Consider the following 17,551-nt stretch of genomic DNA (forward strand, 5'->3'; position numbering starts at 1 on the left):
CTTTTTCCCTTGTTCACAGTCATCCTGTGATCTTATCGGGAGCTCGACCTCAGAACAGAGGGTAGCCCAATTACGCATGCTTGGAGCCCAGACCGGACCTGTTGACTTCGTGCTGCGTGCGCTCGCAGTGTAGAAATTGCTGCAAATGCTAAAATTCTGTTGTCGCAACGCGGCGTGAAAACCGGTCATTCGACCAAATTGCAGCGAAGGAATGAAAGACTACTCTGCCAGATGCCGCTCGGGTAAACGTATCGCGACGTCGCTGGCGGAATCGAGTGTGAACACGCTTGTTGCGAAACGCTTCGTAAAAAAGCAGAACATGCGCTGGAGCCGGCCTGGGGCGCATTACCTTCTCAAGGTTAGAACAGCCGTCATCAACGGCGACCTGCCGAAAACACGCCCAAAGTCCGATGGCATGCATTGCGATGCAAGAATGGCTTCAAAAGAACCGAGCCGAGGCCAAATGCAGTTCAAGCTCGCAGCATGACCCCACAGTAATGAACGGTCTCAGCAAGACAAGGGGAATAACCTTTAACAAAAGTGCGTTTTATTACAGCCCTAGCCATCTTCGCAGGATGAATTACGGTTTAACAATTTTTGGATGTACTTGCGAATTAAAATTTCGCGCCCTCTCGTACAACAAGGTTCCATTCTCCAAGGGTCTAATAGTAAGATTAGAAACGTAATTTGACCTTCCGAAGGTATTTAGAAAGTAGCAGTTGTCACCGCAGATTTAGTTTCTGCGGTGACATTGTTTTACTAGCCTGCGGCGAACTGTGCCGCTTGTCCTGCAACCACGAACCAGGTGACCAGCAGCGCGTTCACGAAGGCACCGGGCAGATAACTTGAGGTTCTTTGATACAAGAACGTGCTGATGATAACCGCGGTTAGCAACAGGGGCACGAACTGGAACATGACGATGGTGTTCAGTGGCTCAGAAGGTGTCAGCAGTATGCCGTTGGAAAAGAGGGCGGCGTATTGCAAAATCAAGAACACCAGAAAACCTCCCATCAGCGCCAGCGCATTCAGGGTGTAGGTCGCGCGCAGGCTTTGCCCTGCAACAGACAGGCCTCCATGCAGCGCGCGCATCGCCAGAACGAAGTAGATCGTGAAGGGTACGAGGTAGACCAGCGCGGTCATAAACCGTTCGGCCGTCAGCAATTTGACTCCGACAAACCAGAAGCGGAAATCAACCTTAAGGAAGAAATCGACAATCACAGTCGAGAGATAGGCCACAAAAACCGCAGCCCCCGCGAGCACAAGCGACCGGGCGACGTTGATTGGAAAGGCGACTGGCTGCGTGCGGATCAATAGCCCGACAAGTCCCGCGGTGGCTCCATTTATAACGGCCCAGAACGCTACTTGAGACGTGATAGTCTGCGATAGCAATGCTGAGGCCGGAAACAAGGTTTCAGCGAGGTTGAAAAGCGGATAATAATTCGCCACAGGGAACAGCGCGCTGAATAGAAAAATACCCCACCACTTTGCATCACGTGTCGTATGTGCCGCATCCACCGGTGTCGCTTGCAGATCGCGCAGCCAGGGCAACGAAAGTAGTCCGTTCAACGTGCCCAGGATCAGCACTACGAAGCCTACCAAGCCGATTAACGTGGCAAACTCTTTGTAAAACCAGATTTGGTTATCGGCAGGCAGCGGGCGTGCACCGTCCAGCGTTTGCGCAAACCAGCTTACCGAATGACCGATAGCCGCTCGCGACAGGTGATCACCGGGGTGTGTCACAGGTGGCTGCCACAGGATGCGCGCGTTGCCCGCAGCTATGTCGCCATAGATTTTGCCTTCTTCGACGGGCGTTTCAGAACTGAAAAACGCCATCAATTTTGGGCTTTGTTCTACATCATCGGCCTTGTCCACGCCCCACATGAGGCTTGAAAATTCATCGTATGCAGAAAACACCACAGACACGTTGCGTGGCCAGTCTGCGGTGCCTTCGGCTGCAAAGGGCGCGCCGACGCTTGACCCTTCTAATACGATAGATTTGTAATCATCGGGATAGGTGGCTGCCGCCGCCAACACCGTCCAGCCGCCCATTGAGTGGCCTTCCATGCCGATGTTATCGACATCAACGATATCGAGACTGCGCAGATATTGCAGAGCTGCGGGTCCACCGAAACCGGCCGAAAATGCGGCCCCCTCGGAGTAGCCATGACCAGTTTGGTCGATGGACAGAACTACATAGCCGCGACGCGAATATTCAATGGCAAAGCCGGATTGGACCTCACGGGTGTTGATATAGCCGTGTACCGCCAAGATGGCTGGCGCTTTTGCTTGGGCTGTGACGCCTTCAGGCATATAGAGTAGTCCGCTTTGCAGATTGCCATTGGCACCGATATAGCGGACGTCCTTAATGGTGACACCGTTTGTTGTTTGCACCAAGTGAGCCGCGATTGATCCGACAAATAGCAACACCAGACCCAAAGCGAATATTCGCCAGTTCGTTTTCACGTTCTGTCCCTCCCTTACGAAATATTAAAAAAAGGGGGCCGATGGCCCCCTCAGTGATTTGGCGATCAGTTGACGCCGTAGGTACTCGCGTCGAGCCGGTCATAGATTTCACTGCGCGCCAACGCGGCCAGTGCTTCAGTGTCGGTGCGATCAACATCTTTCAGCAGCGCGTCCCATCGGTCTATAACTGCTTTGAAAGCTGTCAGAACTTGATCGGGGCTTTCTACTCCGCGCGATGTTGCGTTTTCGATAAGCACGGCTTCGTCGGCGATAACAAAATCGGCCAGCGCTTGCTGTAACGCGGTGTCAGGTTCCAGAACAGTCATGCCGGCGTCCTTGGCCGAGGCTACAGCCGTGGCCACATCGGCGTCAAAGGCGACGCGGTGCTGGGCCAACTCATGGGCCATTTCATCGAACAGAACGCGGCGGTGTTCGGCGGTCAGGCCCTGCCAAAATCCGACGTTATAGCCCCACTCAAACCCTGCGTAATAGTTGCCGATGGCAAGGGTATTCATCGATGTGACAACGTCCTTAAGGCTAAAGCTGTCGAGGGCATCCGCAGCCGCAACCGCGCAATCCAGCGATCCTGTGTCCAGTCCAGTGTACATCTCGCTTGACGGGATCGAAACCGGAACGGCGCCGACAAACTCGGCAAAGCGCGACCAAGCGCCGCCGGCCATGCGCATCCGCTTGCCCTCAACATCTGCAAGGGTTTCAACGGGTGTGTTGCACATCATGAAATATGGCGATGTCGAATAGCCGCCGCCAAACACAACGCCATTTTCAGCCCATTCTGCGAGGGCGGCGGGGTTAGTCAAACCGAATTCGGTCGATGCAAAGGCCATAACCATCGGGTCGGTGTTGTAGAACGCCATGTTGCCGATCAGGTTGGCAATCGGCAGCTCTGCCGGGGTGTAGGTACCAGCATGATAGCTGACCTGCGCCACACCGTCGCGGACTCCCTGCAAGGACGAGGCTGGCGGCAGCAAAGAGCCTGCGGAAAACACGCGGAAAGTCACCTCGCCATCGGTGCGTTCGGCCACACGTTTGGCAAAGTCCACATAGGGGCCGCGCACCATCGAATGCCGTTCGGCGAAGAAATGGTTTGCGTTGTATTCTTCGGCTGCCGCAGGCACCGCAACGGTAAGCCCAAGCAAAGTCGCGCATATGATATTCGAAAGTTTCATGGTCGTCTCCTCTAATTGAAATTTTGTCAGTTGTTCATGAATGACGGCAGGAACAGGCTGATCGCGGGAAAGGCGATCAGCAAGATCAGGGTCAATAGATCCATGGCGATGAACCATGTGGTGCCGGAAATGATGTCCTTAAGCTTTACCCGCCCGGCCAGCGCGCCGTGCAGGACATAAAGGTTCAGGCCCACGGGTGGCGTGACCAGTCCAATCTCCAGCAGTTTGATGGTGATGATGCCGAACCAAATCAGATTTACATCCGCCGCTTCCAGTACCGGCAGCAGGACGGGCAGGGTCAGCAGCATCAGGCCGATTGAATCGATCACCATGCCAAGGATGACAAACAGCACCGCGATCATCACGATGATAATGATCTGGTTGTCCGACACTGCAAGCATGCCGTCAGCCAACGCACGCGGCACGCCCGACAGGCCCATGAAACGTGTGAACATGATGGCACCGATCGAGAGAAAGAAGATCGACGATGTGGCGATCACTGTTTGGCGGATGGCCGTGCCCAGGGCTTGGCGCGTCAGGCTGCGGCGGAACGCGGCAATGGAAAGGGCCAAAAACGCACCGACGCTGCCTGCTTCGGTTGGTGTGAAAAAGCCACCAAATATGCCACCCAATACGCCAAAGATCAGGACTGGGAACGGCCAGACAGATAGCAGAAGTGTCCAGAATTGCGGCCACGAGAAGGGGTTTTTAACAGGTGGCGCAAGCGACGGTTTCAGTGCGCATCTCACCGTGATCATGCCGATATAGACAAGTGCGGAAAGCACGCCGGGGATTAGCCCCGCAATGAAAAGCTGGCCTATAGATTGCTCAGTAAAAATCCCGTAAAGCACCATTAGGATCGACGGCGGAATGAGTGAGCCCAATGTGCCAGATGCGGCTACCACCCCGGTCGCCAGTGAGGGGTGGTAGTTGGCCCGCAGCATTTCGGGCACTGCGATGCGCGACATGGCAGCGGTTGTGGCAATGCTCGACCCCGAGGCAGCAGCAAAAAGACCGCATGCGCCGACACTGGCCGAGGCCAACCCTCCTGGAACCCGCGCCAACAGCATCCGCAACAGATCAAAAGCGCCCGCCGTCAGGCCGGTACTGGCCGCAATAAAACCCATCAAGAGAAACATCGGAATGGCCGTCAGCGACCAATCCCCGATAAAGCTGAAGGGCAGCGCGCTGATAATACCAAAAGCTGCCGTCAGATTTGTCATAACGGTAATGCCAATGATTGAGACAATCATCAGCGCCACACCAATCGGCGTGCGGATCGAAAGCAGCGCGAAAAGGGCCGCGACACCGGCCCAGCCAATCATAAGTGCACTCATCCGGCGACCTCGTCTTTGTTGTTTCGCGTTACAGATTTTCCCTGCAAAACCATGGTTGCGCGCAGCAAAGCGGCTATTGCGGCCAGAGTGAAACCAAGGGGCAGCATGCAACGGGCAGGCCAGACGATAATCTCGCGGCTGCCCATCACCACCTCACCAACGCGAAAGGCGCGGATTGCGTCCTGCCCTGTGCGCCATGCGATCACAGCTAGAACGGCGGCTGTCGCCATCAGGGTCAGCAGCAAACAAACTTTTTGTAGCCGCTCTGGGAAGTGGTTGAACAGTAGATCAACGCTGATCTGATCATCCTCAAATTCGACAAGCGCCATAGGGAGCATTACGATAGCAACCATGTAGTAATAGGATGAAATCTCGACCGTACCCTGAATGGGGGCATTGAACGCCACCTTCAACACCACATCCAGCGTCACATGCAGCATCATAAAAAGCAGACCCGCGCCGCCTATATACATCAGCGTTTGCGTCAAGCGTCGAAATGCCGTTTCCATCTTTCCTCCCTTCATGCCACGCGAATTGCATGCGCATGCCTCCGGCTCCATTCTTTTCTTGCCGAGCAGCTACAAGCAAATACCATTGCTTGATCGGTTGATCGCATTTCGTTATCAGTCTCCGCCAGAGAGGGGCATTTCATGCAGAACAAACCATCAAGCCTTGGGATCCGGCATTTGCGCTATGCGCTGGCTGTTGCGGATGCGGGGGGCTTTCGTGCCGCGGCAGAAATGCTCAACATTGCCCAGCCAGCTATTTCGAAAACCGTGCGCGATACCGAAGAAGACATGGGGTTTGATATCTTTGTACGAGGCACCAAAACCGTTGAAATCAGCGAAAACGGGAAGCGGTTTCTAGACGATGCGCGTCAGACCGTGGCCCAGTTTGAACGCACCATTCGCGGGTCGAGGCGCAATGTATTGGGCGACAGGGGGCATATCATTATCGGCTATTCTGCCTTGGCCACCGCCACTCAGTTGTCAGATGGGCTTGAAACATTTCAGGCGCTTTATCCGGGCGTTCAAGTGGAAATGCAAGTCATGTCGACCGACAACATGATGCGCAACATCAAGACCGGTGCCATTGATCTTGGTTTTTTGATGGCGCATGACACTGTGCGTGATCCGGTCATTTCGCAGCGTGTTGTCTGGACCTCGCCCATCGGGTTGGTCGCGCCACATGACTCTGCTGAAATGACGTTGGACGCGCTGCGCTCTGCGCCGTTTATCATGGGTGTTCGCGAAAATTGGCGGGCATATCGCACGCTGTTGGACGATGCATTTGACAAAACGGGCTTCACGCCGATCATCGAGGACGAGGCATGGGATATTCACGTGATTCTGCAACGCGTAGCGGACGGGCGTGGATATACTTTCCATCCGATCACAGCAGAGTCTGCGATGCCTCGGGCGCTACGGATTATGCCGCTGGAGGAGCTTGATGCCGAGCTTTCGATTGCGATCGCCTGGAGTGCCGCGGCAGATACGTCCCTGTTGCGTATGTTTCGCGCGCAATATGCCACACAGGCAGGCGTGGCTGATCGCCAACCGTGATCGGCTGATCGTATATCTCTATTTGTATTTCGGCCTGCAAAACTTGATTTCGGACCAAACGGACGAACGATAAGGATTGAAAGCCGTATGGAAACCGACAGCCCCGCGCCTTTTCTTCTTGAGGGATCCCGTTCTGGTGTCTTGTTGCTGCACGGCTTCACCAGCACGCCGCAAAGTGTGCGCTATGTGGGTCATCAATTGCATGCGCTATCCGGCGTCACGGTGATGGCCCCATTGCTTGCCGGGCATGGCACAACGCCAGAAGATTTTGCCCAAACTGGTTTTCGCGATTGGTTGAGATCTGCAGAGGACGCGCTGGAGGCGCTGAGCGCACGGTGCAAAACCGTTTGCGTCGCAGGGTTGTCGTTGGGTGGGACGATCGCGTTGAATCTGTCGATCCGGCGGGGTGATCTGGTCGATAGAGTTGCCACCATCAATGGGTCCACGGGCCTCTATTCTCCGCAGCAGATGAAGGCGTTTTTCGATGGCTGCGCGGAGGATTATCATCCTGGCATCGGTTCGGACATTAAGTTTTCCGGGGGCAAAGAGACCTGCTATGACCGCATACCAAATTCCGTTGCCCAAGAGCGGTATGTTTTGGTGACGGCAACCGGGCAGATGTTGCCACTGCTAAACAAGCCATTGTTGATCCTGCAATCGCGCACGGATCATGTTGTCAGCCCAGAGAACGGCAAACGGATTGAAGGCGCAGTTGCCTCTCGCTCAATCACCTTTTGCTGGCTCGAAAATTCCTATCACGTGGCTACGCTGGATAACGATCGGGACTTGATTGTACGGGAGCTTAAAAGTTTTCTGACCGCAAAATAGCTCTAGTTTTCGCTGGCTGCTATTTTTTCAAAAGTGAAGTGGTCCCACATATTCGGACATGTTTGCGGCTTGGCTAAGATGCTGACGTGGTCCGAAAAATTCACACAGTGCATTCACTGAAGGCGAATTAGATCATCAACAGTGTCGACGTCGGCAAGTTCGCATTCATTCACTGAGACAAGTGCGTTGTCAGGAATTTCCCATAGTAGTTTTCTTGCTCCGCGATCCCCTTGCAGATTTGTCAAAGTTTCAAAATACTCTCTTGGAAAACACGCAGGCGGTGAGCGTTTATGACCGTCAGTCGCAATCGACCCGTTATTTACCGTACACTTCACACACAAACCACGCAGCATTGGTTTCGTGATAAACGGCATGTCCGCTAAGGCAATGATGACCCGATCAGCCCCGGCAAGTCTCGCAAATTCTACCCCAATTCGTAAGCTGGCAGATTGTGCCGCAAAAACACCGTTGACAGGGATGCATGTGAAACCGTCCAGCTCGGATGCCATATCCAAATTGGAAACGACTGCGATTAATTGGTCAGGCGCAAATTCCCGTAAAGTTTCGGCGGCGTGTGTAATCAATGGGCGCCCTCGAAACATCCCCATAAGCTTGTTTGAGGTTCCAAAGCGTTTTGACGTACCCGCTGCAAGAAGAATGGCGGCGGTTTTCACGCGAATGTATCCGACATTGCTTTACCCACGATCTCAGCCAAAACCGATATTGCGAGCGTTGCGGGATCTTTCACCGATGGGATCAATCCAATTGGTCCGTGCAATCTCTGAAGTTGATCATCTGAGACCCCCATTTCTCTCATCGCTGTGAGGCGGGTTTCACGCGCATGAAAACTTCCTTGTGCGCCAATATAGAACGCAGGTGTTTTCAACGAGCCAGATAGTATTTCGGGTTCCCAATCATGGTCGTGAAAAAACAGGATTATTGCCGAACGGTCATCAATAGCCAGGTCATCAGGGAATGCCTTAGTGGCAAGCCGCTTAGTCGTGCACCCTTGTTGGGCGGCAATGGCTATGGTCTCATCATCTGGTGACAATAGGACCGCCGGATATCCTGCCGCGATGACCAGAGAGACAAACGTATTCACCTCGGGTCCTTTCCCAAAGGCGAAAAAACAAATTTCGGGAACAACCTCCACGCTAATTCTTGTGGATGACGGCTCGATATGGCCGCGCTCGCGCAGTCCCATGGCTCCGCTTTGTGTATCAATGTCCAACACGCATCTGCTGCGCTGTTGTTCAAGCAAATCCAATTGCGCCAGCACCTCTAGATCCGGTTTTGGCAGTAAAAGAATGTCCAGCGCACCACCACAAGGTAATTGTATATCCATAAACGGCGATCCGCTTCCGTAGCGCACAATGAGTGGTTTGCCTTGGGTTAGGGCGGTTTGTGCATTCAGTGCCAAATCGGCTTCGACGCAGCCTGACGACAGTGACCCCACATGATCATGTTCACCGAAGATCGCCATCATAGCACCAACCAGCCTATAGGACGGGCCATCGACAGCAACAATAACCGCAAGCACAGCCCCCTGCGGGCGGCGTAAAACTGCGCGAATGACGTTGATGTCTTTCATAAGTGAAACCTGCTTGTGCAACAGCGATGAATCGATGTCATTTGCCGCATGCCGAAAATTGCAAATTTGAATGCATCGTCAATTACCCGATTACAAGTCCCGGGAATACGGCGACAAGGATGAGGACAATCAACATCACCATGACATAAGGAAATGCACCGACAAAGATTGATTCAAGCGAGGTGTTCTCAGCACCAAGGGTCGAATGCACAGTGAATATCGAAATTCCGAAAGGCGGTGTCAAAAGACCGACCTCGACAGCGATGACGGTAATGATCCCAAACTGGATCAAGTCAAAGCCAAGACCTTGGGCAATCGGCGCCGCAATTGGAACAACAATCAGCAAGATCGAGCTACTATCCAGGATCATGCCAAGCAACAAAACCAAGATGACGTAGACGACCAAAAAACCGACCGGACCGAACCCGCTGTTTTGCACAAAGCCACCGATCGCCGAAGGGATCCCTGCGACAGCCAGCATCTGACTATAGAAACTTGCCGCGACAAGCAGCGTGAGAATGCCAACCGAGATCGTGCCAGTTTCCGTCAGCACCTGCCACCATTTTCGCAGGTCCAGACTGCGCCGCAACAAAGCAACAACCAGTGCAGCAAAGGCACCAACGCCACCTGCTTCGGTCGGGGTAAAGAAGCCACTATAAAGCCCGCCCAAAACAAATAAGACCAAGACGACAATCGGCGACAGTTTTCGCAGAATTTCAGACACGGGCATCGCTGGAGGCAGCTCATGCTCTTCGTTCTTTTGGTCGAGGTAGTCTTGAGTGAACACTAAGCGCGGTGCGAATTTGGCCACGAGCATAATCCAAATGACGAACCCAGCCGCGAGCAATGCTCCGGGAACGAGGCCCGCGATAAACATTCGCCCGATAGATTGCTCAGCCAGAACACCGTAGATAATCAACAACAAGCTTGGCGGAATAAGCATCCCCAGCACTGAACTGCCTGCCACGGTTCCTGCCGAAAACGACGGGCGGTATCCATGCCGCGTCATCTCGGGAACGGCCACTTTGGTAAATACGGCTGCCGACGCGATCGACACGCCAGTGACCGCCGCAAACACGGTATTCGCCGCAACGGTGGCAATGCCCAATCCGCCCAATAGGCGGCGCAACAAGGCTTCGGCCACGTCGAATGTATCTTTTCCAACGTTTGAAATGCTGACCAAGTGCCCCATCAAGACAAAGAGAGGGATGGTTGCAAAAAGGTAATTTGCCACGCCGTTATAGGTCGCAATCGACATTAAGCGCATCGATAAATCGAAGTTGCCGCGAATGATCCAGACCCCCACAAATGCTACGGCCATGAGGGCGACGGCTATGCGCATGCCCATCAGGACCAATGCAAACAAGACACCGATAAGGATCAGGCCGATCGTAATGCTACTCATCTTTTGAACTCTTTTCAGATTTTGCGAGAACGGCGCTTTCGATTGCAACGGTGGCGAACGCAAGGCTGGTCGCAGCCGATCCAAGCAACACTAATAAGTGGAATGGCAGCGTCGGTAAGGTCCAGACCCCACGCACGCCGAAAAACTCGGATGAAGCCCATGCCTCAAAGGTGTCCGGCCAAGCGGCGATTGCCACAAGCGCAAACAACACGGTCGCAATCAGTGCGAACAGTGCATCCAAAAGGTGCACGGCGCGGCGCGAATACTTCCGCAGGACGCGCAATAGAAAATCAGCGCGGATCAGAGATCCATTCAGTGCGGCGGCGGGTAACATCAAGAAGACAATTGCCACGACACTGCGTCCAGCAATTTCAGCGACACCAGTAATCGGTGAGGCCAGAAAATTGCGGCCGACAACGTCGGCCACAATCAAGAGCATGATGGCGAAAATCCATATCGTTCCAACTGCGGCAATGGCGCTTAACACGGCTTGAAAGCCCCGTCGTAACGGCCCAAAACTATGGGTAATAGCACTGTCGTGATGCATGTCATTTCCAATTTGAAGGCGTGAAACGATGTGGGTTCAGGCGTTAGATTTCAGCGGACCAATCACGTGCAGGTGTAATGCTGCGCGCTTTCAATTCGCCAAAGTAGGCCTTGAGAACAGTCGCGGCGGCTGGACCGTTCGCGTCTAGCCAAGGTTTGGCGACATTGGGCAGTGTCGCGGCCCACTTTTCACGCTCGACCTGTGCCATTTCGGTCACCTGAAGCCCTGCCGCGACCATTTCTGTCATGGCAGTGGTTGAACGCTCGGTCACATAGTCGCCGTGGCTGCGCGATGTGATGCGGCCCGCTTCACGTAGGGCCGTTTGAACTGCGGCAGGAAGCCGGTCATAGAACGTCTTGTTGACTGCAATCCCGCCAAAATACATCGACCCAAATCCAACACGCGAAAGATGCGGTGCGACTTCATAAACACGAGTTGGCTGAATACCGCTCGCAAATGAAAGCGTGCCTTCGGACACACCCGTTTGAATGTCGGTGTAATAGGTCGTCAATGCCCCATCAACGGGTGTCGCACCCGTATCAAGCAGCCAGTTTGCTGACGTGCCTGGCGCGTTCAAACGACGATTTTTCACATCATCGACCGATGTGATCGGGAAGTTTGAATAGATATCATAGCTGTCGGTCACCAAAGACGACAGGTGAACCATGTTTTGATCGGTCCAGCCTGCGCGCAGTTCAGGCAAATCGTCGGTCAGTTTGTCAAAGATATCGATCACGACATTGTGGTCGGAGTTCGCAAATGGCGTGAAATAAGTTACGTTCTGCAACGGCATCGCGGAGCCTTCCCAGACGGTCCCAACCATACCGATATCGACGATCCCATCGCGGACGGCTGCGCGCGTGTCGTTAAATTTATAAAGCGTTCCGCCGTAGTTTTCGGTCCAGTTCACGGAATAGTTGCCACCAGCATCTGACAACAACTTCTCAAGCGAGGGTTGCAGTGCATTTTGCATCGCATAAACCCAGATATTGTTTGTTGGATGGCTAGATCCAATCTGAATGTTGATCGTTTCTGCCGCAAGCAGACGGGTGTTCAGGAACGGCGTTGCAAGTGCTGCCGATGACGTAGCCAAAAAGGCTCTGCGTGATGGTTTCATGGTATCCTCCCTTAGAAATCCCGCGTCCTGCGCGGTCAGTATTGGTCGTTTTAGACGATTAGGCTGCCGGTTCCTCCGTCTCGCCAGTCAAAGCGGTTTTGAAATTGGTAAAAAACTCGCTCGTCAGTTTTTGTGCCGTGGACTTGATCAAGCGGTTCCCAAGCGCGGCAAGTTTCCCCCCAACCGCGACGTCAGCTTTGTAGTCAAGGACGGTGATTCCCCCCTCGGGCGTCAACGTCACACGTGCCGCCCCTTTGGCAAAACCCGCGATCCCGCCAGAGCCTTTCCCCGAAAGCGTGCACGAATGGCCAGGTACAATATCACTTAGCTCCACGTCACCCTTAAACCGCGCAGACACAGGGCCGATTTTTAACTTAACAACGGCAGAAAAACTGGTTTCACTGTTCTGCGTGAGGCTCTCGCACCCCGGAATCGCTTGCTCCAGTATATCGCGATCAAACAATGCCACCCATACCGCATCAGGCGTGGCCACAAGATTTTGGCTTCCTTCAAGTTCCATCGGAATTATCCTTTCGTTGGCCGCAATCACACATGGCCAAGGGCCTTGAGAATGCGAAGCGGCGTCATTGGCGTTTGGGATATGCGCGCACCCAGTGGGCGCAATGCGTCATTCACGGCGTTCATCGCGGCGGCCCCTGCCGCTGCTGTTCCAGCTTCGCCAACACCCTTGGCACCAAGGATCGTATCCAGCGTTGGCGTCTCGATATGGGCAATTTCAATATCAGGCATCTCGCCTGCCATCGGCACCAGATACTCAGCCAATGTGGCGTTGGTCATCTGGCCGATGTCGTCATAAAGGCATTCCTCAAAAAAGGCTGGACCCAACCCCTGAACGACGCCGCCACGTATCTGTTCATCAACCAAAAGCGGGTTTATGATGCGCCCGCAATCCTCAACCACCCAGTGTTTTAGCAAACGGGTAATTCCGGTTTCAATGTCAACCTCGACATAGCTCGCTTGTACACCGTTTGTGAAATCAAACGGATAGCCCGAAGGCGCAAAGTGCTGGGCCGCGGTCAAGGAATTGTCACACCCGTTGGGAAGGGTATCAGGTCGGTAGGTCGCAATGCGCCCGATTTCAGCCAAGGTGATCCGTTCATTGCCTGTCGTGGCGTCGACAACTGCACCGTTTGCTAATTTCAGGTGGGTTGGGTCAGCCTGCAGGATTTCCCCTGCCAAGGTCAGTATCTGTGCCTGCAATTTGCGTCCCGCACGCAGCGCTGTTTCTCCACCAATGCCCGCGCCACGGCAGGCCCATGTCGCGCCGCCACTGGGCGTTGTATCGGTGTCGCCTGTGACAACTTTTACCTTGTCGGGCGTCACGCCCAACTGATCTGCAACCACCTGCGCGATGATCGTTTCTGTGCCCTGACCTTGCTCGGTAACCGAGATTGCGCAATGCACATCTCCTGCAGGCGTCAGCCGCACAACCGCACCGTCTTGCGCTGAGATACGCGCGCCACCGACCCCGTAAAAGGTCGCTCCCGGATTGGTAATTTCCACAAAGGTCGCGATGCCAATGCCGCGGTAAACGCCTTGCTTGCGCAGTGTGGCTTGCTCGTCCCGCAACGTATCATACCGCATTAATGCGCGCAATTTCTCTAAACTCGCCTGATGTGACAGCTTCTCAAATTGATATCCCGTTGCTGATGTATGCGGATAGGCATCATCGGCTATCAGGTTGCGCTGCCTGATCTCGAACGGATCTAGCTCCAGCTTCTCGGCAGCGTATTCAACCAATGCTTCGGTCACCGCACAGGCAATCGGATGGCCAACAGCACGGTATTGGCTGGTTTGCACTTTGTTCTGGAATACAACCGACAACCGCCCACGGTAATCGGGCATCCGGTATGGGGCGCCCATAAGGCGAATGACTTGGTTCCCTTCCGCAACACTGGTGCGGGGATAGGTCGAAAATGCGCCGATCTGCGTCATGTCATCGACATCCATCGCGACAATTGTGCCGTCCGCGTCCAATGCCATGCGCGCAGAAACGCGGTGATCGCGCGCATGAATATCCGACACAAAGCTTTCCAGTCGATCGGCTACAAACCGTACAGGGCGACCTATGGTCAGGCTGGCTGCGACTGTTGCCATTTCCTCGTTATAGACGTGCAACTTCATGCCAAAAGACCCGCCAACATCGGGTGCAATCACCCGCACTTTGCCTTCGGACAATCCAAAATGACGCGCGTAAACGTCTTGGAACTGATAGGGCGTCTGGGTGCCGTGGTGCACGTTGAGCTGGCCCGTGGAGCGATCAAAATCCGCAATGATTGCGCGCGGTTCCAGCGTGACAGCGGTGTGGCGACCAAAGTTGAAATTACCTTCAACGACATGAGCGGCCTGCGCAAACGCACTCTCCAGGTCGGGCGTTTCCAGCACCGTTTGGAAGCACATATTGCTGCTGATGCCGCTTGATGCCAACGGCGAATCCGCCATCAAAGCGGCGTTGCCGTCAACGACCGCCATGTCATCCTCTATGTCCATCATGACCAACTCGCAGGCGTCTTCCGCCTCTGCGCGACTATGTGCGACAATCATAACGACAGGATGGCCAACCCATAACACTTCGCCATCGGCCAACATATTTTGTGTGCTACTTTGCATGTTTGCGAAGTGGTCTAATGTCCCAATCCAAGGCTCGCATTTTCCGTTTAGCGTTTCGGCCGTAAACACACGCACGACGCCCGGTGATCCTGCGGCATCGTCAACGCCCAATTCCACAATCTTCCCTCTGGCCATCGGGCTGCGCACAAACGCGGCATGCAACATACGCGGAAGCGCCAAATCAGTTACAAACTGACCGCGGCCAGAGAGGTGGCGCAATGCGCTCTCGCGGCGATATGATTGACCGATATGCGCTTTTTCGGATGTCATTGGGCTTCCCCCGCATTTGTCATACGCTGCGCGGCAGTTGCAGAAATCGCATCTATGATCGCTTCGTACCCCGTGCAGCGACAATAATTTCCTGACAATGCGTCACGAATTTCATCGCGTGTCGGCCCAGGGTTCGCGGCCAAAAGCGCTTGGGCAGACATCATCATGCCGCTTGTGCAAAACCCGCATTGCAAGGCGTTACGTTCGTAAAAATTCTGCTGAAGATCCGCAATTTCGCCGCTTTCATTTAGCCCTTCAACCGTCTTGACGGTGTGCCCAGACGCTTGCACCGCCAGCACCAAACAGGCGTGAACCGGCGCGCCATCCAGCATCACAAGACACGCACCACACGATCCCATTTCGCAGCCCAAATGGGTTCCGGTTAGGCGCAAGTTGTCACGTAGTAGGTCCGCAAGGCTTGTGCGGGGTGTCACGGCTTCTTGCACGGCCTCACCATTTATCGTCAAAGTAATCTCGGTTTTCATGCAACTACCTTCAGATTTGACAAAACGCGCCCCAGTAGAACGCGGGCTAAAAGCACACGCATATGGGCAGGAAACTGCGGATCATCTGTGGGTGAAAGATCGTCGGATAAGGCGGCTTGCGCGTCAGCAATTGACGCATTGTCAATCACACGCCCTTGCAATGCCACCTCGGCAGATGCCGCACGCGTCGGACGATCACCAACCGAGAACAACGAAATACTCATATCAGTGACGATACTGTCAGTCATCACGGCCTGAACTGCTGCACCAACCATCGCATAATCGCCGCGCCGTCGCGCAATTTCATCAAATCCAATGACCTGTCCTGCGACGGGCACGGGGATATAAATTGCTTGTAAAATTTCCCCAGGCGCAATCGCAGTTTCATAAATATCAAGAAAGAACTCATCCGCTGGCACGCGGCGAATACCAGTGGGTGACGCGATCTCAAGCTCGGTTCTAATAGCCACAGCAACAGCAGGAAACTCCGACGCGGGGTCGGCATGGGCCAGACTCCCTCCCAAGGTGCCACGGTTGCGGATCGCGGGGTGGGCGACATATGGGGCCGCGGCACTGAAAAGCGGTGCGTATTTGTTAATGAGAGGATCGGTGATTGCCTGAACGTGGCGCGTCATTGCCCCAATGCGAAGCCATTCGCCTTCGAGAGAAATACCTGAAAGTGTCGGGATCTCGGAAAGGTCGACCATTAAGGCCGGCGCTTGCAAGCGTAACGCCAAGGACGGCACAACGCTGTGCCCTCCCGACAAATAGACCGCATCACCGTCAGCCTCCGCATAAGCGGTCATTGCGGCCGCGATGCTTTCAGCTCGCATGTATTCAAACGCCGGTGACTTCACGCTGTTCCCCTCCCAGGTCACCGCTTGCTTAAATTTGTAACCAAGCGGTCACTTTTGATAGGCGCGCGACATATCGTCCGTCAAGAAAAAAGTGACCACTTGGTAATGAGCGCAATTCAGGTTACGCTTTTAGGACTTCAGGCGAGAGACAGATGATATTGACCGACAGCAGTAAAAGTGACGACATCCCGCGACGTAAAAACATGCGTAGCGCAGACCGTGAAAAACTGATTGTCTCAGAGGCGGTCCGGTTTTTTGCTGAATGCGGGTTTGAAGGCAAGACCCGCGAACTGGCAAAGCGGATGGGCGTCTCACACGCCGTGATCTATAAACATTTTGAGAGTAAAGATGCTTTGATCGAAAGGGTTTACGATCAAATATATGTCAAACGATGGAACCCAGAATGGGAGCTTTTGATACTGGACCGCAGTTTAAGCCTGCAAGACCGTATGACGCAGTTTTATCTCGCATATGCTGACCGTGTTTTCGATTATGACTGGGTCAGAATTTTTGTCTCTTCAGGACTAAAATCCTATGGCCTGACTGAGCGGTATCTTGACATCATTCGCACCAAAATCATTCGTCCTGCGGCACTGGAATTACGTCAAGATTTTTGTACAATCTCCGACCTTGACCCTCTAAGCGAAGAGGAACTCGAGTTGTTTTGGGGGTTGCACGGAGCGGTATTTTACATCGCAATTCGTAAATTCGTTTATGGTGCCCCGCTCGAAATCGATGTTGAACTGGCAGTTACCAATACAGTGAGTACCTTCTTTAATGGGGTAGGAAAAATCCACCGCACGCAATCACAATAGATCGCTGCTGACATTTCAGTTTGGCATATTTGGGCATCGTGAGTACCCATAGTTTCCTAAACGCCTGCCTCGTTCATTTTCCTTTGTTTGATTTAACAATCTACTCGCGCCAGCATGCTATTTTTCGCTGCAATTGCTTCCAGACGAAAGCGGCCATTGGCCTTTAGAGAGGCAAGGTCGGTTTTGTCCTGCGACCCGATTGTTGAGCCAGCACGCAGCGAAAGGTCGGTTTGAAATTGTCGTTTAATGCCCAACCTGAATGGCTGGTTCGGTGAAATCCGCTGCACTGCCAAAAGATCGCCGCTGCACTCGCGAAGGAATGCTGCGCCAGCAAGGTCAGAAAGACCAATGTCGGTTTTGTCCGCATGTTACCAGTTCATGCGCGGTGCAGCGAAAGGCGATGTGTCCCAGATCGGCCTTTCATGATCTGCGCGGCGAAAGTGCTGGAAGAGCCCA

The 17,551-nt window shown here is 53.8% G+C and carries 16 protein-coding genes and 1 pseudogene; 4 read left to right on the forward strand and 13 right to left on the reverse strand.

Annotated elements, in window-relative coordinates:
• Positions 1 to 187: 187 nt before the first annotated feature.
• A pseudogene (locus FHS72_RS18085) lies at positions 188 to 487 on the forward strand (hypothetical protein); the annotation flags it as partial.
• Positions 488 to 759: 272 nt separating this feature from the next.
• Here the strand turns inward: FHS72_RS18085 and FHS72_RS18090 are convergent.
• The 4 genes from FHS72_RS18090 to FHS72_RS18105 all read right to left on the reverse strand — a co-directional run bounded on the left by FHS72_RS18090 (position 760) and on the right by FHS72_RS18105 (position 5,496).
• Positions 760 to 2,463, reverse strand: coding sequence for an alpha/beta fold hydrolase (locus FHS72_RS18090; protein ID WP_221235481.1), 1,704 nt, complete (start codon positions 2,461 to 2,463; stop codon positions 760 to 762).
• Positions 2,464 to 2,528: 65 nt separating this feature from the next.
• Complete coding sequence (locus FHS72_RS18095; RefSeq protein ID WP_183531147.1) at positions 2,529 to 3,650, reverse strand: C4-dicarboxylate TRAP transporter substrate-binding protein; 1,122 nt, start codon at positions 3,648 to 3,650, stop codon at positions 2,529 to 2,531.
• A 26-nt stretch (positions 3,651 to 3,676) separates the two neighbouring features.
• Positions 3,677 to 4,987 (reverse strand): TRAP transporter large permease, encoded by a 1,311-nt coding sequence (locus FHS72_RS18100; RefSeq protein WP_183531148.1) that lies wholly within the window; start codon positions 4,985 to 4,987, stop codon positions 3,677 to 3,679.
• Positions 4,984 to 5,496: a TRAP transporter small permease subunit gene (locus tag FHS72_RS18105; RefSeq protein WP_183531149.1), complete on the reverse strand. Its 513-nt coding sequence runs from the start codon at positions 5,494 to 5,496 to the stop codon at positions 4,984 to 4,986. The genes FHS72_RS18100 and FHS72_RS18105 overlap by 4 nt, the downstream gene beginning before the upstream one ends.
• Positions 5,497 to 5,637: 141 nt before the next feature.
• On the opposite strand from FHS72_RS18105, the gene FHS72_RS18110 reads away from it, so the two are divergent.
• Together FHS72_RS18110 and FHS72_RS18115 are read left to right on the forward strand one after the other, a co-directional pair.
• Positions 5,638 to 6,549: a LysR family transcriptional regulator gene (locus FHS72_RS18110; RefSeq protein WP_183531150.1), complete on the forward strand. Its 912-nt coding sequence runs from the start codon at positions 5,638 to 5,640 to the stop codon at positions 6,547 to 6,549.
• An 87-nt stretch (positions 6,550 to 6,636) separates the two neighbouring features.
• The gene (locus FHS72_RS18115) at positions 6,637 to 7,377 is read left to right on the forward strand and encodes an alpha/beta hydrolase (protein ID WP_183531151.1); all 741 of its coding nucleotides are present in this window, start codon (positions 6,637 to 6,639) and stop codon (positions 7,375 to 7,377) included.
• Between the two features lie 113 nt (positions 7,378 to 7,490).
• Here FHS72_RS18115 and FHS72_RS18120 read toward each other — a convergent pair whose 3' ends face one another.
• The 9 genes from FHS72_RS18120 to FHS72_RS18160 form a co-directional block, all read right to left on the reverse strand.
• Entirely contained in the window at positions 7,491 to 8,051 is a 561-nt protein-coding gene (locus tag FHS72_RS18120) for an NTP transferase domain-containing protein (RefSeq protein ID WP_183531152.1), read from the reverse strand.
• Complete coding sequence (locus FHS72_RS18125) at positions 8,048 to 8,968, reverse strand: XdhC family protein (protein ID WP_183531153.1); 921 nt, start codon at positions 8,966 to 8,968, stop codon at positions 8,048 to 8,050. Before FHS72_RS18125 ends, FHS72_RS18120 begins: the two co-directional genes overlap by 4 nt.
• A gap of 82 nt (positions 8,969 to 9,050) precedes the next feature.
• Positions 9,051 to 10,373, reverse strand: a complete 1,323-nt coding sequence (locus FHS72_RS18130) for a TRAP transporter large permease (RefSeq protein ID WP_183531154.1) — start codon at positions 10,371 to 10,373, stop codon at positions 9,051 to 9,053.
• On the reverse strand, positions 10,366 to 10,920 hold the full coding sequence (locus tag FHS72_RS18135; protein ID WP_183531155.1) for a TRAP transporter small permease subunit: 555 nt from the start codon (positions 10,918 to 10,920) through the stop codon (positions 10,366 to 10,368). Before FHS72_RS18135 ends, FHS72_RS18130 begins: the two co-directional genes overlap by 8 nt.
• Positions 10,921 to 10,963: 43 nt before the next feature.
• Complete coding sequence (locus tag FHS72_RS18140; RefSeq protein WP_183531156.1) at positions 10,964 to 12,037, reverse strand: C4-dicarboxylate TRAP transporter substrate-binding protein; 1,074 nt, start codon at positions 12,035 to 12,037, stop codon at positions 10,964 to 10,966.
• Between the two features lie 58 nt (positions 12,038 to 12,095).
• A complete protein-coding gene (locus FHS72_RS18145; protein ID WP_183531157.1) occupies positions 12,096 to 12,557 on the reverse strand; it encodes an SRPBCC family protein in 462 nt (153 codons plus the stop codon).
• Between the two features lie 26 nt (positions 12,558 to 12,583).
• Complete coding sequence (locus tag FHS72_RS18150) at positions 12,584 to 14,938, reverse strand: xanthine dehydrogenase family protein molybdopterin-binding subunit (protein ID WP_183531158.1); 2,355 nt, start codon at positions 14,936 to 14,938, stop codon at positions 12,584 to 12,586.
• Positions 14,935 to 15,423 (reverse strand): (2Fe-2S)-binding protein, encoded by a 489-nt coding sequence (locus FHS72_RS18155; protein ID WP_183531159.1) that lies wholly within the window; start codon positions 15,421 to 15,423, stop codon positions 14,935 to 14,937. The genes FHS72_RS18150 and FHS72_RS18155 overlap by 4 nt, the downstream gene beginning before the upstream one ends.
• Positions 15,420 to 16,280 carry an FAD binding domain-containing protein gene (locus FHS72_RS18160; protein ID WP_183531160.1) on the reverse strand — a complete coding sequence of 287 codons (861 nt, stop codon included), beginning with the start codon at positions 16,278 to 16,280 and terminating at the stop codon, positions 15,420 to 15,422. Before FHS72_RS18160 ends, FHS72_RS18155 begins: the two co-directional genes overlap by 4 nt.
• Before the next feature lie 152 nt (positions 16,281 to 16,432).
• On the opposite strand from FHS72_RS18160, the gene FHS72_RS18165 reads away from it, so the two are divergent.
• A complete protein-coding gene (locus tag FHS72_RS18165) occupies positions 16,433 to 17,095 on the forward strand; it encodes a TetR/AcrR family transcriptional regulator (protein ID WP_221235482.1) in 663 nt (220 codons plus the stop codon).
• The last annotated feature ends 456 nt before the right edge of the window (positions 17,096 to 17,551 follow it).

The sequence above is a fragment of the Yoonia ponticola genome, from assembly GCF_014199395.1.
Classification (GTDB): domain Bacteria; phylum Pseudomonadota; class Alphaproteobacteria; order Rhodobacterales; family Rhodobacteraceae; genus Yoonia; species Yoonia ponticola.

What these genes read in the sequence shown, in the direction of transcription:
- FHS72_RS18095 (WP_183531147.1), bottom strand. Translation starts at nt 3,650, where the DNA reads ATGAAACTTTCGAATATCATATGCGCGACTTTGCTTGGGCTTACCGTT.
- FHS72_RS18100 (WP_183531148.1), bottom strand. Translation starts at nt 4,987, where the DNA reads ATGAGTGCACTTATGATTGGCTGGGCCGGTGTCGCGGCCCTTTTCGCG.
- FHS72_RS18105 (WP_183531149.1), bottom strand. Translation starts at nt 5,496, where the DNA reads ATGGAAACGGCATTTCGACGCTTGACGCAAACGCTGATGTATATAGGC.
- FHS72_RS18110 (WP_183531150.1), top strand. Translation starts at nt 5,638, where the DNA reads ATGCAGAACAAACCATCAAGCCTTGGGATCCGGCATTTGCGCTATGCG.
- FHS72_RS18115 (WP_183531151.1), top strand. Translation starts at nt 6,637, where the DNA reads ATGGAAACCGACAGCCCCGCGCCTTTTCTTCTTGAGGGATCCCGTTCT.
- FHS72_RS18125 (WP_183531153.1), bottom strand. Translation starts at nt 8,968, where the DNA reads ATGAAAGACATCAACGTCATTCGCGCAGTTTTACGCCGCCCGCAGGGG.
- FHS72_RS18130 (WP_183531154.1), bottom strand. Translation starts at nt 10,373, where the DNA reads ATGAGTAGCATTACGATCGGCCTGATCCTTATCGGTGTCTTGTTTGCA.
- FHS72_RS18135 (WP_183531155.1), bottom strand. Translation starts at nt 10,920, where the DNA reads ATGCATCACGACAGTGCTATTACCCATAGTTTTGGGCCGTTACGACGG.
- FHS72_RS18140 (WP_183531156.1), bottom strand. Translation starts at nt 12,037, where the DNA reads ATGAAACCATCACGCAGAGCCTTTTTGGCTACGTCATCGGCAGCACTT.
- FHS72_RS18145 (WP_183531157.1), bottom strand. Translation starts at nt 12,557, where the DNA reads ATGGAACTTGAAGGAAGCCAAAATCTTGTGGCCACGCCTGATGCGGTA.
- FHS72_RS18150 (WP_183531158.1), bottom strand. Translation starts at nt 14,938, where the DNA reads ATGACATCCGAAAAAGCGCATATCGGTCAATCATATCGCCGCGAGAGC.
- FHS72_RS18155 (WP_183531159.1), bottom strand. Translation starts at nt 15,423, where the DNA reads ATGAAAACCGAGATTACTTTGACGATAAATGGTGAGGCCGTGCAAGAA.
- FHS72_RS18165 (WP_221235482.1), top strand. Translation starts at nt 16,433, where the DNA reads ATGATATTGACCGACAGCAGTAAAAGTGACGACATCCCGCGACGTAAA.